Origin of the sequence: Leptolyngbya sp. PL-A3, from assembly GCF_039962325.1 — a bacterium.
Lineage (GTDB): Bacteria > Cyanobacteriota > Cyanobacteriia > Elainellales > Elainellaceae > Vacuolonema.
On the sequence record NZ_JAMPLB010000018.1, the window covers coordinates 82,442 to 106,989 of the forward strand.

The window sequence follows — 24,548 nt, forward strand, 5'->3', positions numbered from 1 at the left end:
CCTCCGAAATGATGTGGGGGCGACTAGGTGCGATGGTGCCAGACAGGTGAGCGATATAGAAGTTAGGACTCCGGATGATTATCCAGGTGAACGGATTGAATGAGTGAGCGGGGAATGGCGATCGCCCGACCCTTACGAGTGAGGTGAATGGCTTCGTCATCCCGTCGCACGAGCTGACCGCTCCAGGTCATTTGACCTTTATAGGGTTCTGTTACGGTCACCGTTACCGGAAACCCCTTGAAAGAAATAAATTCTCGCTCAGTGGTCAACAATTCGGGGACTCCCGGGCTGGATACCTCCAGGACATAGGCGTCAGGAATGAGAGCGGCCTCATCTAAGGCTGTTTCTAAGGCCTGGCTCATGCGCTCACAGTCTTCAAGACCTGTATCCTGCTGAAGATTGCGAATGTCGACCCGCAACACGGGTGGATTTTGATTGGTATGGAACACAGCCCCTACAACTTCCAGCCCCAGGGGTTCTGCGACAGGGGCAGCCAATTCGAGGACTTGTGGGATAAGGGGATGGGTCATAGTAGCGAAGGCGGGAGCAAATTCCCGAAAAATTGAAACAAAAAAAAGCGGGTTTGGCCCACTTCTGACAGAAATATGTCCGAGGGTGCAGAGGCTGCACCTCCACTAAATTTCATTTTAACGCATGGTTTTCAGATCGGGCATATAGGTTCATCGCTCCCCTTCATCACGGCACCCTATAGTTAAAAAACGTATAGGATGCATCACGCTCTCCATCTGCAGAGCAAGAAACACCAGAGGGGAAAACACCCACTAGCATGAGGTAGCCTCCTTTCGGGGGCCATTATGATGAGGGACAAGGTTAAGGAGCTTATGGTTTTCTTGGAGGCATAGACACGGCGTTGGTAGCTGAGACGATTTTGCTAATTACAACGGATCCGGCGGTACAAGATGGCATAAGCCAAGCCCTATCGACGGTAGATCGCCCAGTAGTCGCTGTAGCAAATGGTAAAGCGGCGATCGCTCAGGCTGCTCACTGCTTACCGGTTCTCATCCTGATGGACTGGAACACGGTAGGGATGGACAGTTTTACCTTGTGCACTGAGCTACGGGGTTATCCTCCTTTAGAAACCATTCCAATTCTGCTAATTACGGAAACCCAAACAAATTTTGATAAAGACAAGGGATTCCAATTTGGTATTACCGACTATTTATATAAGCCTTTCAGCTTTCGCGAAGTTCAAGTACGGGTCGACACCTGGCTTCGACTTAGCAAATTAGAGCAGCAGTCCTACTTACAACAGCAGCAGCTCCAGCGAACCGAACAATCTCTGCGGCTGTTGCTCCATGCGGTATCCCATGACCTGCGGAACCCCGTATTGGGTATGCAGATGGTGTTTCAAAATCTGCTTCAGGGAAATAGTATTACCTGCACTCAAAATGATGAACAGATTCCTGTTCCCCGCTCCTTTGTAGAACGGATGGTGCAGGGGAGCGATCGCCACCTCAGTCTGATCGATGCGCTTCTCGATACCCACACTGAAGTAACTCGCCCTCTGTCCTTGCACTACGAACCCGTTGCCCTGGGGCAGTTTATTCCCACCATCCTCTGTGAAATGAAGCCATGGCTTCACAGAAACCAGGCGACCTTAAACTATGTCATCCCGACTGATTTGCCGACAATCCAACTTGATCCCATCCAGATTTGCCGAGTGTTGAAGAACCTGGTGGAAAATGCTCTGAAGCACAATCCACCCGGTGTTGAGATGCAAGTTGAAGCTCAATTGGTGGGCGATCGCATTCAATGCAGTGTGCAGGATAACGGGGCTGGCATCTCGGCAGAGCAATGCGAGTATCTGTTCAAGCTATTCGAGCGGGGGCCGAATACCCGCCATACCAATGGCCTGGGAATTGGACTTCATCTTTGCCAACAAATTATTCGAGCTCACGGGGGCGATATCCACGTCGCAAATTGCCCTGAAGGGGGTGCCCGGTTCTGGTTCACGCTGCCTCTCAATCCGGCACGAACCTGGACAGAGGAAGCTAGCGTACAAGCATAAGTTTTATCCTTTCAGCTCAAGAGGGAGTGAGAGCAAAGCTCTCACTCCCTCTTGAGCTGAGGTAGCGATGACTAACGGCGAAGGCAGCGATCGCACGTCCCACAGCGAAAACCTTCCGCTTCCGTTGTAAATCCAAATGCTCGTAGCAAATACTGCCAACGGCACCCACGCCCATAAAGGTACGCCTCTATAGGTTGAGCCGTTTGGGGCACAGCAGAATTCGCTTTGGATTGAATTACATAGTGAAAGGGGTCGGTCCACCGTAGCTGACCTGAGCTGTGGAGGAGGGAAAGAGCGATCGCCCCATCCTTAAACTGTCGGGATACCGTCGCGACCTCCCCCAATTTGGGAAGCTGGCCTGCAAGATTTTGAGCCGTGCGAAGGAGCGATCGCTCCCGCTCTCGGAAAAACTGCTGCCGTTGCTTATCATCGGGATCAAGCCACCCTGTTCGTTCACTGACCAACGTCAGGGCCTTTGACGGCTTGCCATCCCGTCCGGCTCGCCCCACCTCCTGCACATATTCTGAAAGCAGCATTGGCGCATGGTAGTGAATGACCCAACGGACATTTGGTTTATTGATGCCCATGCCGAAAGCAGAGGTACAAATTACGAAGAGCATTTCGTCGTTTATCCAAGCGTTTTCGACCTGACGCCGCTCCTGTGGGCTAAGCCCAGCATGATAGCCTGTCGTGCGAAACCCTTTCTCGCCTAGCCAGGCAGCTAATTCTTCACTATCGCGGCGGGTGCGTACATAGACCAAACCCGCAGTGTCTTTATGCTCACGAATGTAGTTCAGTAAAGTTTGGCGACGACCGCGAGGTGTCCAAACTGTCTGAACGCTAAGAGCCAGGTTTTCTCGATAAGGGTTATTGAGAAATTGCACCGGGTTCTGGAGTTGCAGGCAATCACGGATAATACGTTGAGCTGCTGGGTCAGCAGTGGCTGTGAAGGCGGCGATTGCGATCTGACTCCCTGGTGGTTTGTGTTTGAGCAAGGCAGGCCGTACAGCTCCTAACCTCCGATAGGCAGGGCGAAAGGTATCTCCCCACTGAACGAGACAGTGCGCTTCATCTAAGATGAGGCCGTTAATCTTAAGTTTTGGGTCGCAAAGACGCTCCCAGACTGTACTACTGAGTAGAGTCTCAGGTGAAAGGTAAAGCAACCGCAACCGCTGGAGATTTTGTAGTGTTCGGCGGCGCTGGTGAGCAGAAACTTCGTTGTGCAGAGAGGCAGCGGGTAAGTCGCGCGATCGCAACTCCTGCACCTGATTCTCCATTAAAGCTACGAGAGGCGACACAACTAATGTTAACCCTTGCTGCATCAACGCTGGAAGTTGAAAGCAAATAGACTTTCCTCCCCCTGTCGGCAGGATAATGAGGGAATCTTTTCCTTCTAATAGACACCGTACAATTTCCCCTTGAGGCGGCCGAAAGTCGGAATAGCCCCAAATTCGTTGAAATTCTGCGCGAACAACATCCCAACCGTGCTGTGTTGTTGAATGCATAGATGAGCCTCCTGATTAATTTCAGGATTCCCGACAGAAAAGAGGGCTCATCATCACTTTAAGTAATGCGCTAAATTCCCGGTGAGCCAAACATAAAACATCCTCCTGAAAATGTTTTTCAGGAGGATGTTCAGTTTGGATCAGTCGATTACTACTGATAGTTCACAATGCGCCCAAATCCCTGGGGAGAGAGACTAGCACCGCCTACTAGAACTCCATCAATCTCGTTCTGAGCCATAATTTCGTCGATATTCTCAGGCTTAACAGAGCCGCCGTATTGAATTGGAACATCAGGATTCTTCAATTCTTTACGGATAATTCCAATCACTCGATCTGCTTCGGATGTTTCGCAGGTGTCCCCTGTTCCGATCGCCCAGATGGGCTCATAAGCAATCACAAGATTGCTCAAATCAATATCTACGAGATCGCTCTCGATCTGCTTCAGAATCACAGCTTCGGTTTGCCCAGCATCACGCTGTTGCTTCGTTTCACCCACACAGAGAATGGGAGTTAAACCAGCTTGCTGCGCTGCTTTTAAGCGTAAATTAACCGTCTCGTCGGTTTCCCCAAAATACTGCCGCCGCTCGCTGTGCCCAATCACGACATAGCGAACGCTCAGTTCGACCAACATCGGAGCGGAGATTTCACCTGTGTAGGCTCCTTCTGCTGCCCAGTGAACATTTTGTGCGCCCAGTCGAACACGGCTACCGTGCAGGTTATGGGACATCACTGCCAAATCAGTGAATGGGACACACAGAATGACTTCCCGATCCTCGGGCGTATCCTCAATGTGGGGCAAAAATTCCTGAAGGAATTGTTTAGCCTCCGCCTGAGTCTTATACATTTTCCAGTTGCCAGCGATAACCTTCCTGCGCACGGTAATTCAGTTGGGGTTGATAACGTTTTTAGCCAAACTACAGTTTACTGGGTAACTGCATCACTCGGGCAAGTTTTCTCCTGATGAATCAGACAGGAGTCACTGACGGATTTAGCCTGTCATTAGCCGAGAATGTTGGTGCGATCGCCGCCGAGCTTCCTAGAATACAAGCAGTAATGGCCGCAAAACCTGATGGCACGCATCTCCACCCTGACTTACGACCGGGGCACCCTGATTCTGCACCCGCCCCCACGGGGCAAAGACTGGCTCGATTTTGCCGCCTGGGATGACCGGGTTGAGCGATTTCGCATTCCTGGCATCCATTACCGGGCACTGGTAGAAGCACTACAACAACAGGACGTTGAGTTCAAAGATGAGGCAAAAGGCTTTGAACCGCTAAAGATGGCAGCGTCTTTAGAAAGACAACCCTACGCGCATCAGCAGGAGGCCTTGGCTGCCTGGGTTCAGGCAAAACGACAGGGCGTCGTGGTGCTGCCCACCGCTTCGGGGAAAACGTATCTGGCGCAAATGGCCATGCAGGTCACCCCTCGCAGCACGCTGATTACAGTTCCCACCCTGGATTTGATGCATCAATGGTACACCCATCTACTGGCCGCTTTCCCGGATGAAGAGGTTGGCCTACTCGGTGGGGGCTCCAAGGATCGAACCCCCATTCTCGTGGCGACTTATGACAGCGCTGCCATCCATGCCGAAGCTTTAGGCAATCGTTATGGGCTGCTGATCTGCGACGAGTGCCATCATTTACCCAGCGATTTTAATCGGGCGATCGCCGAATCCTCCATCGCTCCCTACCGTCTCGGTCTCACAGCCACCCCCGATCGCACCGACGGTCGCCACCAGGATCTGAATGAACTGCTTGGACCTGTGGTATATCAGCGCACCGCGGAGGAACTGGCAGGTCATGCGCTGGCTCCTTATGATATTGTTCCGATCCGGGTCAAGCTCTCGCCAGAGGAGCGCGATCGCTACGAAACCTTAATCGCTACTCGCAACGAATTTCTAGAAAAATCAAATATCTGGCTTGGATCGCTTGAGGGATGGCAACGGTTTGTGCAGGCCAGTGCTCGATCTCAGGCCGGGCGACGGGCGATGCTGGCTCACCGGGAAGCACGGGCGATCGCTCTCGGCACCGAGGGTAAACTACGGATATTAGCTGACTTACTAGCCCAGCACTACCCCGATCGCACTCTCATCTTTACCAACGACAACGCAACGGTTTATCGAATTTCCCAAAGCTTTCTCATTCCGGCGATTACTCACCAAACCCCTGTCAAAGAGCGCCACGACATTCTGCAAAAGTTTCGCGACGGTACCTACCATACCCTGGTCGTATCCCATGTATTGAATGAAGGAGTAGACGTACCCGACGCTCGTGTAGCGGTTCTCCTATCGGGTAGTGGTTCCACCCGGGAATACATTCAGCGTTTAGGGCGAATTTTGCGAAAGGGAACAGGCGAGAAGCAAGCCATTCTATATGAAGTCGTAGCTGAGGAAACGACAGAAGAAGGCGTCTCCCGCCGGCGTCGCACCGGTAGCAAACCGCCTCGTAAGGAGAATCAGTTAGAGCTGGTGCCCCCCTCCCCCTACGAGAAATATCTGAAGCCAACCCGCCGCACAGCAGCCGAGCCTCCGGGCCAATACCCTTCAACTTCTCAGGACGACCCACCTTTTTAAATAAAATAAATCCTGGAGGATTGGCTTCTGGAAGGCAATCACTCAAATTTCTATAGAGGCTTAGAGGTCAAAACCAGCCGTAATTTGGCATGAATTAGATTGATCTGGGCCAGTCCCAAATCTACATCCCCCTCTAGCACCACGCCAGTGCTCAGCAAACGGTCGAGTAATTCGAGAATAGTCGGGCTGGCGGAGGTCTCACCGGGGTAGTAGCCTCCGGTTTTAGGCAACAATGTACCGAATTCCCCAAGGTCTACATTGAGATCGGCCGGATCAATTTCAAAAATTTCGCAGAGGCGTATAACCTGCTCTTCGAGCTTACGCACGCTGTCAGCGGCTCGTTCCAGATCAGTTTCGCTTAGCTCATCCCCTTCCATACGGCGAATCACCTGTGCTTCCATCAACTGACGCACAAGTTCGATTACCGTCAGCAATAGGGGAGCCAAGCCAGCATCTTTGCCCTTTTTAGGAGAATCTAACGCGCCGCCGGGGGCAATTTGGATGGGAGCATCAGAGGCTTCGGAGGGAGACATCGCCACACACTTGACAGGTCTGCTTTAACGTTGCCATGGGCAACCAAGTTTGGAAAGGCTAAATCGGATTGACTGGCCCAACTAGAACATCTGGCCATTGCCGAAGCCTTTCACGCACCAACACACAATTATCAAAGAGCGTGGCCCAGGTATCGAAGGTCATCCGACGCACCTCTGCCACGCTCCAGTATAGAAGTCTGATAAAACTACTCAATCAGGCTGAGCGATCGCGCCGTTTACCCAAATCCTTCAGAAACTCTCTCTGGTGTTTCAGGAATGCAGAATGCCATTCCTGAAAGCGTCGATCGCCATCACGCACACGCATTTGACGGTATTGTTCAGAGTCAATATAGCGTTTCTTCGTGGATTGAGTCATGGTTCGCCTCGATAAGATTAATCTTAGGCACCCCGGAGCGCTTTCAACTCGCGTTCAAGACTTTCGATGCGGGTCTGGAGCTGCTGATTAGCGTCCAGGAGTTCTTGCGATCGGCTACTTAAGTAGGGATCGTTCTCCCACCAATTGATCCCAATCTCCTTGGCTTTGTCTACCGAAGAAATTAGCAATCGGATCCGAATATTGAGCAACTCGGTCGAACCGACCGAAACGGTGATGTCACCTGCAATCACAATTCCCTTGTCCAGCACCCGTTCAAGAACATCAGCCAGGCCAGATCCCTGGGTAGACGTAAGCATCGGGCGGCTGGAAGCAGTAGGACGTACTGGAACCGTAGCCGTCATGATGATTAGCCCTCCTCAGAAATGGATTGCGCTGTATCAGTTTCGCCTTGAATCGGCAGGAGCCCTTTTTGGGATAGGGATTGAATAGCGTCGATGACCTGTACGCGACTCAGCCTCAATGTTGCCTGAATTGCTGAAGTCCGAGCCCGAGGATGGTCTTGCAAATAGCGGTAGACCTCCTGTTCGTGAGGCACGTCAGAAACCTCGACAGAGGGTTCCTCAGTTCCCGCAACAGGCTCATCCCCTTGCAAGGCACGCACAGTCTCGGCCAGAGAATCTTCAACAACCCCATTGGGCGTGATACTCGAATCCAAATCCAGGATTTCGAGATCCGGTACGTTGAGGGCGATCGCCACATCTGATTCCCGCACTTCTGCACAGATCAGCTCATTGAAAACGTCCCAGAGCAGACGAGTGGAATCCTGTTGGGACAGCTCACTGCGAGACAGCAACACATCCTGACAGATATCTCGGAACTCGACGTTCTCAGGCGTCACAACAATTTCGTGCTCATGGCAGATACGCGCGATCATCAAGCAGGCCCGCAACCCGGAAGCTTTGTCAGCTCCAACGCGATCGCGGAAGGCTTTAACCAACTGCACGATGATACTGGCGCTCTCTCGATCAATGCCGGATTTCTGGACAGCGATTTCCTGTTGGGTCAGCTCATCCGGCTCCGGCATGTTGATGGTAATCAAACGATCCAGCAACGCATCCTGGGTTCCATGTACGCCACAGTACTCCTCTGGGTTCGAGGTGAAGATGGCGCGGAAGTGAGGACTGACTCGAATGTACTCGGGACGGTTGTTGCTGGGGGGTAACACCAGCAGCTTTTCTTCCAGGGCCGCCAGTAGGACGTTGTTAACCTCAGGGCGAGAACGGTTAAATTCGTCGTAAACCAGGGTAAAGCCTTCTCGGCAAGCCAGAGTTAGACGCGAATCCACCCAATTCTGGCGCAATTCATCTTCAACCTTGACCACACTGTGGATGAAATTATCCACCACCTTTTTACGGGTGTAACCAGTCTGGTTACCGATTAAATCAGAGGTTTTGAACTCGTCGTCGCCAAACAGGAGCATGATGGGCCGCCCCAGCATATCAGCCAGGTGCAAACCCAGAGTCGTTTTGCCAGTACCTGCCGGTCCCCGCAAGTGAACGGAATAGCCGGATTGCAGGTAACGGAGGGAACGGGCTGCTACACGCTCAATGGCAGGCGTGCTGACAAAGTTTCGGGGGCGGGCTTGTAGGACAGTAGTCACAGGTTCACTTCCTCAGGAATCAGATAGATGCGATCGCGCTGGGTCACATTGCCTTTCTTAATGAGCGAGCGGAGAGCATCAACAGCCTGGAAGCGGTTAATGCTGAGAGCTGTCTCAATCTCAGTTAGGCGTGCGCCATTGATGGCCTGGATGTACTTGAAAATATCCATTTCTAACTGAGCAGGATCACGAAGTGCAGGCTGTGTTTCTTCTACAGACTCAGTTTTGACCGCTGGCAAAGGAATTGCTTCGCTCAACGCCTCAAGGCTATCGATAGAAGAAGATGCTTCAGCAAGGATGACGGGAGCCGGCGCGAATTCTTCCACCTTCGGCGGCTCAACCTTGGGTGGCTCAGGCTTTGGGGGCGCTACAACGTTCGGTAGCTCAGAAGCGGGTGTAGCAGCAGCGGGAGTTGGTGGGATACTACGAGGCGCCTTGGGCAGCTCAACTTTCGGTTGGGCAGTCGCGACAGGGCGAACCGGGCGGAATCCACGAACTGGTGCAGCGGCAACCTTACGTTGAGGAGCCACAGCAGGAGGTTGCGGTTCTACAGATGCTTCGCCGTTGCCCCACACGAGATTGTGGAGAGACTGCCGATAGCTCTGTAAGTAGTTGCGGAACTCAGCAAACTCGGTCATCAGGGCTTCCATTTCAACAGCACGGTTATCCCGGCTCTGTTGGAGCATAGCCCACAGCTGGTTAGCCCGATCTACCCGCGCCAACTCTAACTCCGACAGGTACGCATGGACGTCATCCCGCAGACCGTCTACGTAAGCAGCCAGTTCTGCTAGGAGCCGTTGCTGCTCTTGAATTCGTTGTTCTTTGAAGCCCACCAGCATATCCTGGGTGTCGGCCTGCAGAACTTGTACTTCTAATTGAATTTCTTGCATGCGCTGTTGCAGCGCTAAGCGCAAATCGGCAACTGAGGCGGACAGTGATGCATGGAATGCCTCTAGAGCTTGAAACAGCTCCTGGGACATGAGCGATCGCTCTGCCGACGTGACTGAAAGAAATTGAGCTACCTGCTCATGCAGATTAGCTTTATAAGCCTGCAATGCATCAGCGACTACTTTTGCATTTGCCAGCCGTTTCTGATAGGCATCAGCCAGAAAACTTTGTGTCTCCTCTTGAACTGCCTGTTGGAAGGCACTCAATTCACTCCGAAGCTGAGCAGACATGGCCTGCCGCTCTTGCTGAAACCCATCCAGCACTTCGCGCACATCTCTCTGACGTCGCTCCAGTTCCAACTGCCGCTGGCGTCTTTGCTCTTTCCATTGATCCTTGAGAGCAGCCACAGAAACCTCCTCCGACGAGGCTAACTTAACCCGGCTTCCTAAGAAGCCATTTTGTGAAGACAGGCCGGACGCTAGTGTTTCCGAAAGCCTGCAAACCTACCGAGCACGAACGAATTAACGAAAACGGGGAGATGAAAGTGTGAGGATTGGGGAGCCAATCAAGGCTCCCCAATCGGAGACTTTTATGCGGAGGGAACAGCAGCCTGAGCAGTCAGACCAACAGCTTCTGCATACTTCAGATAGGTTTCAACGGAAGCAATAACGATGCGAGCTTCAATAGCCAGCAGTTCGATACCAACCAGAGATACGCGAACCCACGCATCAACAACAACGCCTTTATCCAAAATCCGATCAACTACTTCGGCCAAGCTGGAGGAAGAGTTTACTTTTTCAACAGCCATGGTTAAACCACCTAAAACTTTGTACGTGTGAGCAATGAAATAAACTGACTCCCCTACCCAACAGAAGTTAACATTGCCAAGACAATTGCTTGGATTAGACATTTTTGAACATTCAAAGATTTCCGAATAATCATCAGAGCATCTAAGAACGGAGCCTTAAAGGCACAATATGCCGCAATTACAATGTCAACGGGCGATTTCCTTAAGAAGGAAATAGCTAGGGGTTTTCTAGCAGATGCCCTGTGGAGGGAGACAATTGTATCTTTCCCAAAACACAGGTCAGACTAACAATGAACCTTAGAAAAAAGTCGAAGTCCAATGAAGCACTTTCAATTATTTCCAATGTTCTTATACTCCTTTCTAGGACATACAAATACATCAGGAAGAATATGGAATCTTATTTAAGAGAAAAGCATAAAAAGCGCTGTAATAAAGGATTTCTAACGACTTACTATAAAACCAAAACGCACATTAGTACGTCTTCTAAATCATTAATAGTTATCCGGAAAAAGACTTCATTTTTCCCAACTTAATAGAAACGAAATAGAGACTATAAGCGGAAACACGGATTATTTTTCAGTTTAAAACTACTACTTCTCTTAAATCCGAAATAATACGGAATCACTTTGCTGATTTGTTGCCTATTGTGTCAACTTCCAAACTCATCTACAAAATATATTTGAATGGTATTGCTGATCTCGATGGCACATATTGGCTGATCAAGCAAATCTATGGCTACAGCCGTTTAAGCTAGTACTTAATCCGAACTCAGGCTAACTAACACAACACAGGCTATAAGACAAAAAGAGAGGGCGCTTGGCACCCTCTCTTTTTGTCCTGGTTCAAATAGCTACGAGTATAAGGAGAATTGATTTGTTACAACATATGTACAGAAGCTGTACAGAAGCAACTCAGTCACGGCCATAGTAGGCTGGTTTTGCTCGAGAAGGCATATTTCCTGTACAAGTAGTCCTTAAAATACTTGGAGGCTCTGCATAGCTTGAATGAGACCCGTCACAGCCTCTGCATCCCAATAACCTTCACCCCGACGCCCCTGAAGCAGAATGAAGCGTAAGCTAAAGGAGTGTGGAAAGCCTTCAGCTTCCATCCAGATGCGATCGCTCTCCACTTCACAGGTGATGCGCTCCTCATCCATCAGCTCTGAGGCGATTTGAGCTAGAGTATCGGCCAACTGAGTAGCAAGACGACAAAAGTCATCAAGTTCCTCCTCAGTCAGCTCTAAAGCCCATGCCTCTGTACCCACTAAGCCACGGTAGAGAGGAGCTTCAGGATCCCAACCAATTTGCCAACCTTGACCGCTTTTAAGTTGTCGTGCCATAGCATTATCTTCCATTGCTAAATATAGCGCTGTGTGGGCTTATTCAGTACGGTGTTGTGGGGCGCTGAGCGCCCCACAACACCGTTTCTGTACTTAACGAGCTTGCACACCGCTATATAGGAATGAGATTGAATGTGAAACTGCTGTTTCGCATCCAATCTCATTCCTTCACATATAAAAGCCAGGGAGCGATCGCCCCCTGGCTCTATTCATCTGCAATACAGACCTTAGCCAACCTTGCGGTAAGGTACAGCGTTTAGGTAATCAACATTCTGAGCTGACAGGCTTTGGGGAGCACTACCGCGCGCATCCAAGCTACGAGCCATATCGAGGAAACTTGCTGGATCGCCAGCACGAGCAACTTTGTCTTGGGGCTTGAAGCTCCGAACAGTGGTCTGCCAGACGATTTGCGGGAAGCCAAACTTACCACGGTAGTATTCGTCGTAGCGAGGAGACCTGATATTAAAAGGCAGCTCACCAGCAGTGCGACCGGGCAGAACTCGACGACGCTGATAGGGAACGATGGAATCACCAAAGTTCTCCAGGTACTCGTCGCTGTTCAACAGATCGTTGAAGAAGCCAGCAATACCTTTGGTCGCGATTACGATGGACCAAGCAATTTTTTCGCGTTCGCTGTAAACATCCCGGCCCAGAACGCGCTGAACAGTTTGTTCAACAAAACGATAGTTGCTATTCAAGTCATAGAAGCTGCGCTTATAGCGATCAGACAACAATAGACCACGAATAAAATCACGTACTGTGATTTGCCCATTCCGCAGCTGGGATTCAAGAGTTACTTCCCGGTCTGCTTTAAACGCATGGAAAAAGATTTGACGGTAAGCCGCTTCAATCAAGTTATCCATATCACTTGGCGAGAGCAGGTTATCCGTCGAGAAGAGACGGGGTTGCTCATCGCTTCCAACCTCGTAACCAGCAACTCGCTGGTTTTGGCTGGAGGGGTTGTACTGTAACAGAGGAATTGCCACGCCTACTTAAACTCCCTGTGTCTTACAAATCCTTACAAAATTTACTCAACATCATACGGTTAATAGGAATAGTAGATAGCCTTCCTCCAATAAAACTTTACGGAATTTAACAGCTCACCTGGAATTTACAGTTTTTTACAAAAAAGGAGCTCGATTATTTGGAGCTCCTCTAGCACAAATTGAAAGTTAAACGAAGGTTACTTTATATAAGTTCTTGGGTCAGTTTCCTACGGGTTTCTTCAGAAGAAGCAGTTAGAAAAATGGAAATTACTAGGAGGTTTGAACTATATCTAGAGCCTAAAAAATTGAGGAAATTCAGAAAGCATTCAAAATGCAGCCTTCAGTGGGAAATATTTAACGAGCACTACTTCATACACCGAACAACAAATAAGAGCACACTCACTACTGTGTGATGGCGTGTCCTTAGCTTCGGTAAAGCAGCTGATATAACGATTCAAAAAACTTGGAAGAAGGAAACACATTCTTTTAGGGATTTGAGTAGGAGCGATCGCCATTCCTGAGAATACGCGATCGCTCTTCCACAGAACCCCAAACGAATCAAACTAGAGGATGCCCGCGAGGTTGACTTTATTGATTTAGCCCATCAAAAATCAACCTCTGCAAGACTGTTTCCTCTTAAATCATCGGAACTTGAGAGCAGCGAGCATAGGGCACTACATCTTCACCGAAGAAGCGGCCATACTCAGGGCTGTTCATTAGAGCCGATACAACAGCAACCAATCCCTTCTCAGCGAGAAGCGCTGCATATTCAGTCAGCTCTGCGGTATTCGCAGGAGTGCGGCCCAGCAGGTGACGAACCAGCAACTCGGCTGCTTTGGCAGGAGGATAGGGCTGCAGGAAGCGATCGCCATATACAGGCGACACCACCAAACGCTTCACAAACTCCTTAACGGTGATTTCACCGCGTTGGAGCAGGGCCTCCAGCTCAGGGCGACGTAACTCAGTAGGAATCGTTTCATCAGAAACATCCATGATTTGACGATAGATGGCTTCAATCGCCTCTTTAACCTCAACTGCACCAGTGCTAGGCATTACTCGAAAGATACGGGCTGCTTTGCGATCGGTGTCTTGAACCAGAGCTTCTCCACCCGTGGAGCGGCTCAGGTCAACGTAGTCGGTTTTGGACTGGGCGGCGATCGCCTGACCCAGCAACGGCAGCTTGGAAACATCCGTACGGGTATCTGCAGGCTTGAAGCTGGGAACCACCAATTCGCGGTCCTGCTTCGTGAGCTTGTTGTAGAGCCGTTGGCTGTTGGGGAAGTTCGCAGCAGGAAGGGTCAGATAACGGTTGTAGGGAACCGTATCTTCGCCAAAGGTTGCCGCATACTCAGGGCTCGCCAGCATCGCGTTGATGAAGCCCTTCAGACCCTGGGTTGCCAGAATCTGGTTGTACTTACGGATTTCAACTTGATCTAGAGGAGCACGACCCAGGAAGTGCTTGGTACCCAACTCAATTACTTTGGTGTTGGGATAGGGGGTATAAAACTCCCGAATGTAAAGGCTAGAAGTACCCAGCCCTTCCAGGAACTCCTTGAGGGTAATTTCCCCGTTCTTCAGCTTGCTTTCCAGTGCAGAGAACTCGTTGCTAGCGAGGTAAGGAGGAATATCCCGCTCAAACACCTGACGGTAGGCAGCACCAATAACGGTTCCAACCTGGGAAACATCCGTACGAGTCGTAAGTTTGAAGACTTTGGTTTGTTCCCGCTTCTTGCTGACACCCTGAGTTGCACGGAATTGGATATCCGGTTCAGTACGGGTTTCAGATACGGCACCCAGTTGAACGAAGCGAGGCTCTTCCTCAACCGTGACCTTCGTCAAGCCTTTGTCGCTGATGCTGCCAGCCCGGTTGGTACGCAGGGCCAAACCACCCGGAGTCACATAACGCTCGTAAGGAACGGTGTCCTCACCGAAGGTTTCGTTGTATTCCTCGGTATCTAGAATTGCATCCACCAGAGCGTAGAATCCTTTCTTCGAGCACAGGTCGAAGTAAGCATTCATTTCCTTCCGGCCGTAGGTAGGACGGCCCAACAGGCGGCGGTGAATGTACTCGATCGCCTTCACCACGTACAGCGAAGTCCAAGCTTGCTTGCGGAATACATCAGATTTCGCCAACTGACGGATGAATTCTCGTACAGTGATTTCCCCGTTTTCCAGCTTGATTTCAGCAATCTTCTGGCGCTGACCGTCATAGACATCACGCCCGAATACTTGCAGGTAAGCTGCACGAATGACAGCTTGGGTAGAGCTTTCAGAGAACTTAACGCTGACGCCCTTACTGTTACCACCACCCTTCGCAAAGCTCTTGGTATAGCTGGGAATTTGATCCAGCTTGAACACCTTAGGCCCAAGGCTACCAGGAGCAACACCGCGTGCACCAGGATTGCTCAATTGGTTATTGATACCAGGGCCACGATTGATCAGAATCCGGCGGGTATCCTTACCAAATGGTGCTGGGCTGGCGCTGGGATTGCGGGTTTCTTTCGGGAAGATAGCTCCGAACTGAATCTCCAGTGGATCGTTGCCAGAACCATACACATGCTGATCAGGCAGAGGCTGCTCGTAGCTAGCAAAGGTGGTCAGGAACTGAGGAACTTTACGGAAGGGCGCACTGTACTTGAACAGATCTTGCTGAGGACCCCAGTTGCGGCACTCCTGAGCTTCTTGGCCCAAACCACGGAGATAAGGAACAGTTTCCTCACCGAAGTAATCCGCGTATTCTTCCGAATCCACCAGGGCATCTACCAGAGCAGACAAACCACCGTTGGACACGATAGAGAAGTACTTCTGAACTTCTTCACGAGAGCTGGGGCCACGGCCAAGGATATGACGGAATGCCAGTTCCAGAGCACGGCTGTTGATGTAGGGCTCGTAGAAGTTCTTGCGGTACAGAGGCGACTTCGCTAGACGGCGGACGAACTCCTTCATGGAGATTTCGCCGTTCTTCACCTTGGATTCCAGATCGGAAATTCCCAAAGAGTAAGCACGGGTAATATCACGCTCAAATACCTGACGGTAGGCTGCTTTGATAACGTCGTTCTTTTCCAGAGCAGACAGACCAGGCTTCATCGCGTACTTAGGCCGACGCTCTGCTGCGTTGAAGTAAATCTGAGGCAGAGTTAAGCCTTGCTGATCGCCAGAAGGGCGCTGACGCAGCTTGTTGGAAGGAGTGGGAGCCGCAAATTCGTTGATGAGTACACCAAAGTACTGTTCAACAATGAACGCAGCTTCCTCGTCTTGACGGAAATAACCAAGGGCTGCAAGACGCATTTCTTGCAGCGCTACAACGGTTGCGTCAGAAGAGCAGGCATTCTCAATGATTTCCCGCAGACCACGAACGTTAACAGAAATAATGTTGGGGTCGCCTGCCACAATCGCATAGGTCAGATACCGCAGGAACCAGCTCAAGTCACGCAGTGACTTAGCCATGTTACCGGGGCCGTAGCGGGCTACGTTAATCGGACGGAAACCAGGAGGAGTAGGACCACTGCTGGGGGTAAGAAATAGGGTGCGTAGCCCTTCTAGAATGCCGCCACCACCGCCAGAAACATAGGTAACGGTACCCAGTTTCATCCCTTCTTGAGTATCGATGGCAACGCCACCCATACCAACGGGCACAGGGGTTTCTTCACGAGGCTTTTCGAGGAAAGCCATGGGAGAACCACCGACAAAAATACGGTTGGCCGCACGGGACACGATCAGTTCAGAGTTCCGGGTAAGGGCATCTGCGATCGCCAACCGTTTGAGACCAGAACTGAAAAAGCTTGACAGTTCACTGAGTTCCCCCATTCCCAGGAAGCGGTCCTGCTGCTCGGCCTGGGAAATCGTGGAAACGGGTAAGGTTTGGTAAAGATTGGGGCGTGCAACAGAGCTTCCACCACTTGCCTTAACACTCATTGGATTTCTAAAGCTCCCTTCAATGTGATCTCTTTATAGTTTGTCGATGGGGTTCCGAGACACCTGAGAGCGCTCCCCGTCGTTCGCACAAAATAAAGCCATTCGCACGAAGACCCAGAAGCCTTCAAGATTACCGGGATAGTGATGACCCCGTGGATCAGGGTCAAATCCAACTCTTAGATTAGAGCGTTTCGTCTACGCAGCACCGCTTTATTAAGAAGTGTTTACGAGGCGTTACCAGGATTGCTGTGCCAATCATACGGGATAGGGGGAATCTACATTAGAGACAGTATAAGTTTTGTAACTTTCCCCGTTACATCTACAGAATCCAATTTGCCGGGATTCTGTGCGATCGCACCCCTCTCACCTCATCAATTGACCACTCCCGTATTCTCCGACCCCATCAAAAAGGCGTCTATCAGGCGCTACACTCATCATGCTGGATCTCAATCGATTATGACCGACCCCACTCAGATTAGTGCGGCTGTGGCCCGCCTTTACGACACCTATCCATTTCCACCAGAACCGTTACTGGACGAGCCGCCTCCCGGTTATAACTGGCGTTGGAATTGGTTGGCCGCTTACAACTTTTGCCTGGGCCGTAAACCGTCTCGGCAGGATGTGCGAATTCTGGATGCGGGCTGTGGTACCGGGGTCGGTACTGAATATCTGGTGCACCTGAATCCTCAAGCTGAAGTAACAGGGCTTGATTTGAGTTCGGGTGCGTTGGCGGTTGCCAAGGAACGATGCCAACGATCGGGAGCCGATCGCGCGACCTTTCACCACCTCAGTCTTTATAATGCGGCTGAGCTTCCCGGTGAATTTGACTTAATTAATTGTGTGGGTGTTCTTCATCACCTGCCGGATCCAATTCGGGGAATTCAGGCTCTTGCACCAAAGTTAGCTCCTGGCGGGCTGATGCATATCTTTGTATATGGTGCCTTGGGCCGATGGGAAATTCAGCTAATGCAAGAGGCGATCGCCCTCCTCCAGGGCGACCAGCGCGGTGACTATCGCGACGGCGTACAGGTGGGGCGTAATCTCTTTGCCAGCCTGCCCGAAAACAATCGCCTGGTGAAACGGGAACAGGAACGCTGGTCGTTAGAAAATCAGCGAGATGAAAATTTTGCAGACATGTACGTCCATCCCCAGGAGATTGACTACACCGTTCACAGTCTGCATGAGTTAATTCGTGCCTCTGGCTTAGAATTCCTCGGCTTCTCAAATCCACGAGTTTGGGATTTAGAAAGATTGATTGGGAAAGCACCCGACTTGATGGAACGAGCCGCTAATCTTTCGGAGTGGGAACGGTACCGACTGATCGAACTTCTCGATCCAGAATCCATCACACACTACGAATTTTTCCTGGGTCGTCCTCCCATTGAGAAATCCGATTGGTCTTCCGATACAGCTCTTCTAGCCGCCATCCCTGAACGCAATCCTTGTATGGATGGTTGGGATAGTCGCACTCTATTTAATTTTGATTATCAGATTGTGACGTTGACCGATGATCAGTGGGCTTTCCTGAAAGCTGCCGATGGAAATACCCAGCAAACCGTTGGGCAAATCCTAGAATCGGTACCGGGAGGATTGGAGATGGTGCGATCGCTCCTCCAACAACAACTCCTGATGCTGACTCCAGGTAGCTGATACCATCAAATAGGCCATTACGGCATCAAACTAATCCGCCTGTAGGATTCAAAAAAACTCACCCGACAGGGACGAACACAGCATTAAGTATTGTTACCTGTCGGTGATATGATCGGGAGTGGCAAGCGCAATCACACCGAAAGCCATGGGCGATCGCACTGTGATACCAGCGCCATGCTGCTTCCGTTTCACTGGACCTTTGCCACTATTCCTGTGAACTCGTCAGACACCCCTCCTAACACACCTCCCATTGAGGAACAGCCCGCCCCGTCGGGCATCAATCCTGAACCCGATCCTTCCATGCAGGAGTTTTACAAACTCCAGGAAGATTTGCTGAAAATCACACTGCTTTTAAGCGGCATTGTGTTCGTTTCAGTATGGATTTTCTACTCCCTCAACATCGCTCTGAATTATTTAATAGGAGCGTGCACAGGTGTGGTTTACTTGAGAATGTTGGCGAAAAACGTGGCACAACTGGGTCGGGAAAAGAGTCAATTGGGTGCTACTCGGCTGGCTCTGTTGATTGGGTTGATCGTAGTTGCATCGCGATTAGATCAACTTCAAATCATGCCAATTTTTCTTGGTTTCCTGACTTATAAAGTGGCCGTCATCTATTACATGATGCAAACCGCCATATTACCCGGATCTCGATAAGTTCCAGGAATACTATCACCACTTAACGATTCTGGAAAGACTCATCCAATGGGAACCCTCAATTTCCTGAATATTCTTCATACATTGCCCCTCGCCGAACTGGAAGTTGGCAAACAGTTTTACTGGGAATTGGGCAATTTGAAGTTACACGGCCAGATCTTCTTGACCTCTTGGTTCGTGATTGGTGTGCTGGTTATTGCCGCCCTCCTAGGCAGCCGAAATCCCCAGCGCATCCCCACAGGCTTCCAGAATTTCATGGAGTATGTTCTGGAGTTTGTTCGCGATCTGGCACGCGGTCAGATTGGAGAAAAAGACTATCGGCCCTGGGTTCCATTCGTTGGTACCTTGTTCCTGTTCATCTTTGTCTCAAACTGGTCCGGTGCTCTGGTACCCTGGCGTTTGATTCACATCCCGGCTGGTGAGCTCTCGGCTCCCACCAGTGACATCAACACCACGGTTGCTCTGGCGCTGCTTACCTCTCTGGCATACTTTTACGCGGGCTTCCGCAAGAAGGGCTTGGGTTACTTCGGCAACTACGTTCAGCCGGTACCCTTTATGCTTCCCTTCAAGATTATTGAAGATTTCACCAAACCCCTCTCCCTAAGCTTCCGTCTTTTCGGAAACATTCTGGCTGATGAATTGGTTGTGGGCGTATTGGTATTGCTGGTGCCTCTGTTTGTGCCGCTGCCTGTGATGGCGTTGGGTCTCTTCACCAGTGCAATTCAGGCTCTGATTTTTGCGACACTGGCCGCTGCCTACATTGGCGAGGCTATGGAGGATCACCACGAAGGGCATGAGGAACACTAGTTTCTCAGACGGGGCATTGCGTCCCCATTATTGTGACCTACCGTTGTCGGTAGCCTTTGCTACTCACAATTAGGTCGCCAGCGTGCAAGCGCTTTTCTAGATGGTTCACGTTTCGTCATTCTGTAACACAAGGGAAGGAATCTCACTATGGATCCATTAATCGCTGCTGCTTCTGTTGTGGCTGCTGCTCTGGCTGTGGGCCTTGCCGCAATCGGCCCTGGTATTGGTCAAGGTAACGCAGCGGGGCAAGCCGTGGAAGGGATCGCTCGTCAGCCTGAAGCAGAGGGCAAAATCCGCGGTACTCTGCTGCTGAGCTTGGCGTTCATGGAAGCGCTCACCATCTACGGTCTGGTTGTTGCTCTGGTACTGCTGTTTGCAAACCCCTTTGCCTAAGCATAGGGTTCAGTAGGGGTACGGCCCACGTGCCCCTACCCTCATTCACTTAGCGGAGCGCTCTGACCGAGCTGAAGGGGTTGGGTTAATTTTATGATGCACTCACTGATTCTGCTAGCAACGGAGGCCGTCGGCGAAGCGGAAGGGGGTCTTTTTGACCTAGATGCGACGTTGCCTCTGATGGCAGTTCAATTCTTGATTCTTGTTGCGGTACTCAACGCTCTGTTCTACAAGCCTGTAGGCAAGGTGTTAGATGAACGCGACGCTTATATTCGTGGCACCCAGGCAGAAGCTCAGGAACGCCTGATGAAGGCTCAGGCTCTCGCCAAACAATTTGAGCAGGAACTGGCAGATACCCGTCGGCAATCTCAAGCAGTCATAGCAAAGGCTCAAGCTGATGCTCAGAAAATTGCAGCCGAAAAAATTGCCGTAGCCCAGCAGGAAGCCCAAGCTCAGCGTGAACAGGCTCAACATGAGCTAGATCAGCAAAAAGCCGAAGCATTGCAGGCTCTTGAGCAACAAGTGGATGCCCTCAGTCAGCAAATCTTGCACAAGCTCCTGGGAGGTGTTTCCATTGGTTAATTTTGGTGGTATCGAATTGTTTGGTACGGCCCTTCCCCACCAGGTATTCTTGCTTGCTTCTGAAGCGGAAGGTGGATTTGGCCTCAACTTCAACCTGCTGGAGACCAACATTATCAACCTGGCCATCATTATTGGTGTGCTGTTGTACTTTGGTCGTGGTGTCATTGGTAAGACTTTAGGCGATCGCCGCTCTGCCATCGAGACAGCCATTAAAGAAGCGGAAGACCGTAAGAAATCCGCTGCAGCTTCTCTAGCCCAGGAACAGCAAAAGCTGGCCCAGGCGCAATCAGAAGCTGCTCGCATTCTGGCAGACGCTGAGAAAAGCGCAGAGAAAGCTCGTGCCGCTATTCTTTCTGAGATGGAAGAAGAGCTGGTTCGGATGCGTCAGTCGGCTAGCCAGGACATTAACACTCAGCAAGAGCGGATTGCGCGCGAACTGAGAGAGCGAATTGCGGCTCTGGCTATTGCAAAGGCGGAAGAGCGTTTGCAAACAGGTTTGAACCAGGATGCTCAACATCAACTACTGGATCAGAGCATTGCATCTTTGGGAGGTCGGGCATGAGATTAGCTGCTGAAATCGTAGAGCCTTACGCTCAGGCATTAATGTCAATCGCCCAGTCCCAAGATCTAGTGGATCGCTTCAACGAAGATACAACGGTGCTGCTGGAAACCCTGGCGGAATCCGAAGAGTTGAACCAGTTTTTGGTCAACCCATTCATGAAGCCGGAAACCAAGAAGGCTGTGTTGCGGCAGTTGGCAAGCGATCGCCTGCATCCTGTGATGCAAAGCTTCCTCCAACTGCTGGTAGATCGTGGACGGAGTCAGTTCCTGCCGCCTATCTGCAAGCAGTACCAGACTCTGGTGCGTCAGATGCGTCAAATCGTTCTGGCTGAAGTGATTTCTTCGGTTGAACTGAATGATGAGCAAACGGAAGCCGTTCGCCAGAAAGTCATTTCCCTTACGGGAGCTAGCCAGGTCGAGTTGGAAAAGCATATCGACTCTGACATTCTGGGCGGTGTGATTATTCGGGTCGGTTCTCAAGTATTTGATGCAAGCCTGCGGGGACAACTTCGTCGCCTCGGGTTGAACCTCTCCACCAATGTCTAGAATCTGAATGTGCCGCAAAAGCAATGGTTTAGCTCGCTTTTGCACAGTTCAGCGAATGTTCATTCTGTTTATTTGTAGCCAGCGAGAATAACCCATGGTAGCAATTAGACCCGACGAGATTAGCAGCATTATTCGCCAGCAGATTGAGCAGTACGACCAGGAAATTAAAGTTTCCAACGTAGGAACTGTTCTTCAGGTTGGTGACGGTATTGCTCGCGTGTATGGCCTCGACAACGTAATGGCCTCCGAGCTGCTGGAATTTGAAGATGGAACCGTTGGGATCGCTCAGAACCTCGAAGAAGATAACGTTGGGGTAGTGCTGTTCGGTCAAGGTTTAGGCATTCAAGAAGGTAGCGCTGTACGCTCCACCGGTAAGATCGCCTCCGTACCTGTAGGCGATGCAATGGTTGGCCGCGTGGTTGACGCTCTGGCCCGTCCCATTGATGGCAAAGGCGAAATCGCCACCACCGATACCCGTCTGCTCGAATCTCCCGCTCCTGGCATCATTGCCCGGAAATCGGTATACGAGCCCATGGCAACCGGGATTACCGCTATCGACGCGATGATTCCCGTCGGTCGGGGTCAGCGCGAGCTGATCATCGGTGACCGTCAGACTGGCAAAACCAGCATCGCTGTAGACACCATCCTGAACCAGAAAGGTAAGGACGTAATTTGCGTTTACGTAGCGGTCGGTCAAAAGGCTTCCACCGTTGCTCAGGTTGTACAAACTCTGGCTGACCGTGGCGCTCTGGACTACACCATTATTGTGAGCGCGACCGCTAACGACTCTGCGGCTCTGCAATACCTGGCTCCTTACACGGGTGCTTCTTTGGCTGAGTACTTCATGTACAAGGGCAAAGCAACCCTGGTGGTATACGATGACCTGTCCAAGCACGCACAGGCATACCGTCAGATGTCCTTGCTGCTGCGCCGTCCGCCCGGCCGTGAAGCGTATCCTGGCGACGTATTCTACCTCCACTCCCGTTTGCTGGAGCGCGCTGCGAAGCTAAGCCCCGCACTGGGTGAAGGTAGTATGACCGCTCTGCCCATCATCGAGACCCTGGCGGGTGACGTATCTGCATACATTCCTACCAACGTAATTTCGATTACCGACGGTCAGATCTTCCTGTCCTCTGACTTGTTCAACTCAGGCGTTCGTCCGGCGATTAACGCGGGTATTTCCGTATCCCGTGTAGGTTCCGCCGCTCAGACCAAAGCCATGAAGAAAGTGGCTGGTAAGCTGAAGCTGGAATTGGCTCAGTATGACGAACTGAAGGCATTCTCTCAGTTTGCTTCTGACCTGGATAAAGCGACTCAGAACCAGCTGGCCCGGGGTGCGCGTTTGCAAGAACTACTGAAGCAGCCTTCCTCCTCGCCTCTCTCTCTGGCTGATCAGGTTGCTCTGATCTATGCCGGCACCAACGGTTACCTGGATGAGGTTCCCCTGGAAAAAGTGACTGAGTTCGCTAAGGGTCTGCGTGAGTATTTGGCGAACAGCAAGCCTCGCTATAACGAAATCGTTGGTAGCGAAAAAGCGCTGACCGATGAAGCCGTTGAGGCTCTGAAATCCGGTATTACCGAGTTCAAGCAAGCCTTCCTGGCTGGCTAAGCGATGTTTGAATGGTTGGATTTTTCCTGCAGATAGTGGGAAAAATCCAACGTTCATTCCGCTTCAAACATCCTTATCCATGACCTGAAGCGAACCGAGGTCTATTCGACATGCCAAATCTAAAATTTATTCGCGATCGCATTCAATCTGTCAAAAACACCCGCAAGATCACCGAAGCGATGCGGCTGGTGGCAGCGGCTAAAGTGCGCCGTGCCCAAGAACAGGTTCTGGCTACCCGCCCCTTTGCGGACCGGCTGGCTCAGGTTCTCTATGGCTTGCAAACTCGTCTGCGGTTTGAAGATGCGGATCTGCCTCTGCTGAGACAGCGCGAAGTGAATACTGTAGGTCTGCTGATCATCTCAGGCGATCGCGGTCTCTGCGGCGGTTACAACGCCAACATCATCAAGCGGGCTGAGACTCGTGCGAAGGAGTTAAAGGCTGAAGGCCGTAACTATAAGTTCATCATTGTGGGACGCAAAGCGGCTCAGTACTTCCAGCGCCGCGAGGAGCCCGTTGAGGCGGTATTCTCTGGACTAGAGCAAGTACCGACCGCTTCGGAAGCTTCCATGATTGCGGACGAACTGCTGTCCCTATTCCTCTCAGAGGAAGTGGATCGGGTCGAGCTGATTTACACCAAGTTCGTTTCGCTAGTGAGCTCTCGTCCTGTTGTACAAACCCTGTTGCCTCTCGACCCTCAAGGGTTAGAAGTATCAGACGATGAAATCTTCCGCTTGACGACTCGGGGTGGAGCATTTGAAGTTGAGCGGCAGAAAGTTACCGCTCCTACGCTTCAGCCACCGCCACAGGATATGTTGTTTGAGCAAGATCCCGTTCAGATTCTTGATGCTCTATTGCCGCTGTATTTGAATAACCAACTGCTACGGGCATTACAAGAGTCTGCTGCTAGCGAACTGGCGGCTCGGATGACTGCCATGAGCAACGCGAGTGATAACGCATCACAGCTCATCAGTACCCTGACAATTTCTTACAACAAAGCGCGTCAGGCTGCTATTACCCAGGAAATTCTGGAGGTGGTTGGGGGCGCAGAAGCGCTTACCTAATAACGGTTGGGTTTCTCGTAGCTACATCTCAATCAGAATGAACGGACGGGAACAATCCCGTCCTTTTTTCGTCATTATTTAACCCAAACTCCGATTGATTACAGCGCTTTTCA

At 51.0% G+C, this 24,548-nt stretch carries 23 protein-coding genes; 11 read left to right on the forward strand and 12 right to left on the reverse strand.

Translation table 11 applies throughout. From position 1 onward, the window contains the following. Window positions 1-62: 62 nt before the first annotated feature. Window positions 63-530, reverse strand: a complete 468-nt coding sequence (gene rimP, locus NDI52_RS15525; protein ID WP_190774568.1) for a ribosome maturation factor RimP — start codon at window positions 528-530, stop codon at window positions 63-65. Between the two features lie 359 nt (window positions 531-889). Between rimP and NDI52_RS15530 the strand changes: the two genes are divergently transcribed. Continuing rightward, window positions 890-2,029, forward strand: coding sequence for an ATP-binding protein (locus tag NDI52_RS15530; RefSeq protein WP_348250388.1), 1,140 nt, complete (start codon window positions 890-892; stop codon window positions 2,027-2,029). 71 nt (window positions 2,030-2,100) lie between these two features. On the opposite strand, the gene NDI52_RS15535 is transcribed toward NDI52_RS15530, so the two are convergent. Next, a complete protein-coding gene (locus tag NDI52_RS15535) occupies window positions 2,101-3,534 on the reverse strand; it encodes a RecQ family ATP-dependent DNA helicase (protein ID WP_190774566.1) in 1,434 nt (477 codons plus the stop codon). Window positions 3,535-3,685: 151 nt separating this feature from the next. Then, the gene (gene tpiA, locus NDI52_RS15540; protein ID WP_190774565.1) at window positions 3,686-4,411 is read right to left on the reverse strand and encodes a triose-phosphate isomerase; all 726 of its coding nucleotides are present in this window, start codon (window positions 4,409-4,411) and stop codon (window positions 3,686-3,688) included. Between the two features lie 192 nt (window positions 4,412-4,603). Between tpiA and NDI52_RS15545 the strand changes: the two genes are divergently transcribed. Continuing rightward, a complete protein-coding gene (locus NDI52_RS15545) occupies window positions 4,604-6,106 on the forward strand; it encodes a DEAD/DEAH box helicase family protein (protein ID WP_190774564.1) in 1,503 nt (500 codons plus the stop codon). Between the two features lie 50 nt (window positions 6,107-6,156). Here NDI52_RS15545 and NDI52_RS15550 read toward each other — a convergent pair whose 3' ends face one another. From NDI52_RS15550 to NDI52_RS15590, 9 genes are all read right to left on the reverse strand, one after another. Next, window positions 6,157-6,639 (reverse strand): gas vesicle protein K, encoded by a 483-nt coding sequence (locus tag NDI52_RS15550; protein WP_190774563.1) that lies wholly within the window; start codon window positions 6,637-6,639, stop codon window positions 6,157-6,159. A gap of 214 nt (window positions 6,640-6,853) precedes the next feature. Further along, window positions 6,854-7,015 carry a hypothetical protein gene (locus NDI52_RS15555; RefSeq protein ID WP_190774562.1) on the reverse strand — a complete coding sequence of 54 codons (162 nt, stop codon included), beginning with the start codon at window positions 7,013-7,015 and terminating at the stop codon, window positions 6,854-6,856. 23 nt (window positions 7,016-7,038) lie between these two features. Further along, window positions 7,039-7,377, reverse strand: a complete 339-nt coding sequence (locus NDI52_RS15560) for a gas vesicle protein (protein WP_190774561.1) — start codon at window positions 7,375-7,377, stop codon at window positions 7,039-7,041. A 5-nt stretch (window positions 7,378-7,382) separates the two neighbouring features. Further along, the gene (gene gvpN, locus NDI52_RS15565; RefSeq protein ID WP_190774560.1) at window positions 7,383-8,636 is read right to left on the reverse strand and encodes a gas vesicle protein GvpN; all 1,254 of its coding nucleotides are present in this window, start codon (window positions 8,634-8,636) and stop codon (window positions 7,383-7,385) included. Next, window positions 8,633-9,931, reverse strand: coding sequence for a hypothetical protein (locus NDI52_RS15570; RefSeq protein WP_190774559.1), 1,299 nt, complete (start codon window positions 9,929-9,931; stop codon window positions 8,633-8,635). Before NDI52_RS15570 ends, gvpN begins: the two co-directional genes overlap by 4 nt. A 182-nt stretch (window positions 9,932-10,113) precedes the next feature. Continuing rightward, window positions 10,114-10,332 carry a gas vesicle structural protein GvpA gene (gene gvpA, locus NDI52_RS15575; RefSeq protein ID WP_190774558.1) on the reverse strand — a complete coding sequence of 73 codons (219 nt, stop codon included), beginning with the start codon at window positions 10,330-10,332 and terminating at the stop codon, window positions 10,114-10,116. A 973-nt stretch (window positions 10,333-11,305) separates the two neighbouring features. Then, window positions 11,306-11,671, reverse strand: a complete 366-nt coding sequence (locus tag NDI52_RS15580) for a DUF1818 family protein (protein WP_190774557.1) — start codon at window positions 11,669-11,671, stop codon at window positions 11,306-11,308. 227 nt (window positions 11,672-11,898) lie between these two features. Next, window positions 11,899-12,657, reverse strand: a complete 759-nt coding sequence (locus NDI52_RS15585) for a phycobilisome rod-core linker polypeptide (RefSeq protein ID WP_190774556.1) — start codon at window positions 12,655-12,657, stop codon at window positions 11,899-11,901. A 636-nt stretch (window positions 12,658-13,293) separates the two neighbouring features. Then, window positions 13,294-16,572, reverse strand: coding sequence for a phycobilisome rod-core linker polypeptide (locus NDI52_RS15590; protein WP_190774555.1), 3,279 nt, complete (start codon window positions 16,570-16,572; stop codon window positions 13,294-13,296). Window positions 16,573-17,028: 456 nt separating this feature from the next. Between NDI52_RS15590 and NDI52_RS15595 the strand changes: the two genes are divergently transcribed. The 9 genes from NDI52_RS15595 to NDI52_RS15635 all read left to right on the forward strand — a co-directional run bounded on the left by NDI52_RS15595 (window position 17,029) and on the right by NDI52_RS15635 (window position 24,435). Further along, a complete protein-coding gene (locus NDI52_RS15595; protein WP_190774554.1) occupies window positions 17,029-18,222 on the forward strand; it encodes a class I SAM-dependent methyltransferase in 1,194 nt (397 codons plus the stop codon). A 108-nt stretch (window positions 18,223-18,330) separates the two neighbouring features. Further along, the gene (locus tag NDI52_RS15600) at window positions 18,331-18,876 is read left to right on the forward strand and encodes an ATP synthase subunit I (RefSeq protein ID WP_242035884.1); all 546 of its coding nucleotides are present in this window, start codon (window positions 18,331-18,333) and stop codon (window positions 18,874-18,876) included. A 48-nt stretch (window positions 18,877-18,924) separates the two neighbouring features. Beyond that, on the forward strand, window positions 18,925-19,683 hold the full coding sequence (gene atpB / locus NDI52_RS15605; RefSeq protein WP_190774553.1) for a F0F1 ATP synthase subunit A: 759 nt from the start codon (window positions 18,925-18,927) through the stop codon (window positions 19,681-19,683). Window positions 19,684-19,830: 147 nt separating this feature from the next. Then, window positions 19,831-20,076 carry an ATP synthase F0 subunit C gene (gene atpE, locus NDI52_RS15610; RefSeq protein WP_190774552.1) on the forward strand — a complete coding sequence of 82 codons (246 nt, stop codon included), beginning with the start codon at window positions 19,831-19,833 and terminating at the stop codon, window positions 20,074-20,076. Between the two features lie 93 nt (window positions 20,077-20,169). Then, a complete protein-coding gene (locus NDI52_RS15615) occupies window positions 20,170-20,658 on the forward strand; it encodes a F0F1 ATP synthase subunit B' (RefSeq protein WP_190774551.1) in 489 nt (162 codons plus the stop codon). After that, a complete protein-coding gene (locus NDI52_RS15620) occupies window positions 20,651-21,220 on the forward strand; it encodes a F0F1 ATP synthase subunit B (protein WP_242035883.1) in 570 nt (189 codons plus the stop codon). Before NDI52_RS15615 ends, NDI52_RS15620 begins: the two co-directional genes overlap by 8 nt. Continuing rightward, the gene (gene atpH / locus NDI52_RS15625) at window positions 21,217-21,765 is read left to right on the forward strand and encodes an ATP synthase F1 subunit delta (protein ID WP_190774549.1); all 549 of its coding nucleotides are present in this window, start codon (window positions 21,217-21,219) and stop codon (window positions 21,763-21,765) included. The genes NDI52_RS15620 and atpH overlap by 4 nt, the downstream gene beginning before the upstream one ends. Window positions 21,766-21,859: 94 nt before the next feature. Continuing rightward, entirely contained in the window at window positions 21,860-23,374 is a 1,515-nt protein-coding gene (gene atpA, locus NDI52_RS15630; RefSeq protein ID WP_190774548.1) for a F0F1 ATP synthase subunit alpha, read from the forward strand. 110 nt (window positions 23,375-23,484) lie between these two features. Then, window positions 23,485-24,435, forward strand: a complete 951-nt coding sequence (locus NDI52_RS15635; protein WP_190774547.1) for a F0F1 ATP synthase subunit gamma — start codon at window positions 23,485-23,487, stop codon at window positions 24,433-24,435. The last annotated feature ends 113 nt before the right edge of the window (window positions 24,436-24,548 follow it).

What these genes read in the sequence shown, in the direction of transcription:
- rimP (WP_190774568.1), bottom strand. Translation starts at nt 530, where the DNA reads ATGACCCATCCCCTTATCCCACAAGTCCTCGAATTGGCTGCCCCTGTC.
- NDI52_RS15535 (WP_190774566.1), bottom strand. Translation starts at nt 3,534, where the DNA reads ATGCATTCAACAACACAGCACGGTTGGGATGTTGTTCGCGCAGAATTT.
- NDI52_RS15545 (WP_190774564.1), top strand. Translation starts at nt 4,604, where the DNA reads ATGGCACGCATCTCCACCCTGACTTACGACCGGGGCACCCTGATTCTG.
- NDI52_RS15550 (WP_190774563.1), bottom strand. Translation starts at nt 6,639, where the DNA reads ATGTCTCCCTCCGAAGCCTCTGATGCTCCCATCCAAATTGCCCCCGGC.
- NDI52_RS15555 (WP_190774562.1), bottom strand. Translation starts at nt 7,015, where the DNA reads ATGACTCAATCCACGAAGAAACGCTATATTGACTCTGAACAATACCGT.
- NDI52_RS15560 (WP_190774561.1), bottom strand. Translation starts at nt 7,377, where the DNA reads ATGACGGCTACGGTTCCAGTACGTCCTACTGCTTCCAGCCGCCCGATG.
- gvpA (WP_190774558.1), bottom strand. Translation starts at nt 10,332, where the DNA reads ATGGCTGTTGAAAAAGTAAACTCTTCCTCCAGCTTGGCCGAAGTAGTT.
- NDI52_RS15580 (WP_190774557.1), bottom strand. Translation starts at nt 11,671, where the DNA reads ATGGCACGACAACTTAAAAGCGGTCAAGGTTGGCAAATTGGTTGGGAT.
- NDI52_RS15590 (WP_190774555.1), bottom strand. Translation starts at nt 16,572, where the DNA reads ATGAGTGTTAAGGCAAGTGGTGGAAGCTCTGTTGCACGCCCCAATCTT.
- NDI52_RS15595 (WP_190774554.1), top strand. Translation starts at nt 17,029, where the DNA reads ATGACCGACCCCACTCAGATTAGTGCGGCTGTGGCCCGCCTTTACGAC.
- NDI52_RS15600 (WP_242035884.1), top strand. Translation starts at nt 18,331, where the DNA reads ATGATCGGGAGTGGCAAGCGCAATCACACCGAAAGCCATGGGCGATCG.
- atpB (WP_190774553.1), top strand. Translation starts at nt 18,925, where the DNA reads ATGGGAACCCTCAATTTCCTGAATATTCTTCATACATTGCCCCTCGCC.
- atpE (WP_190774552.1), top strand. Translation starts at nt 19,831, where the DNA reads ATGGATCCATTAATCGCTGCTGCTTCTGTTGTGGCTGCTGCTCTGGCT.
- NDI52_RS15615 (WP_190774551.1), top strand. Translation starts at nt 20,170, where the DNA reads ATGATGCACTCACTGATTCTGCTAGCAACGGAGGCCGTCGGCGAAGCG.
- atpH (WP_190774549.1), top strand. Translation starts at nt 21,217, where the DNA reads ATGAGATTAGCTGCTGAAATCGTAGAGCCTTACGCTCAGGCATTAATG.
- atpA (WP_190774548.1), top strand. Translation starts at nt 21,860, where the DNA reads ATGGTAGCAATTAGACCCGACGAGATTAGCAGCATTATTCGCCAGCAG.
- NDI52_RS15635 (WP_190774547.1), top strand. Translation starts at nt 23,485, where the DNA reads ATGCCAAATCTAAAATTTATTCGCGATCGCATTCAATCTGTCAAAAAC.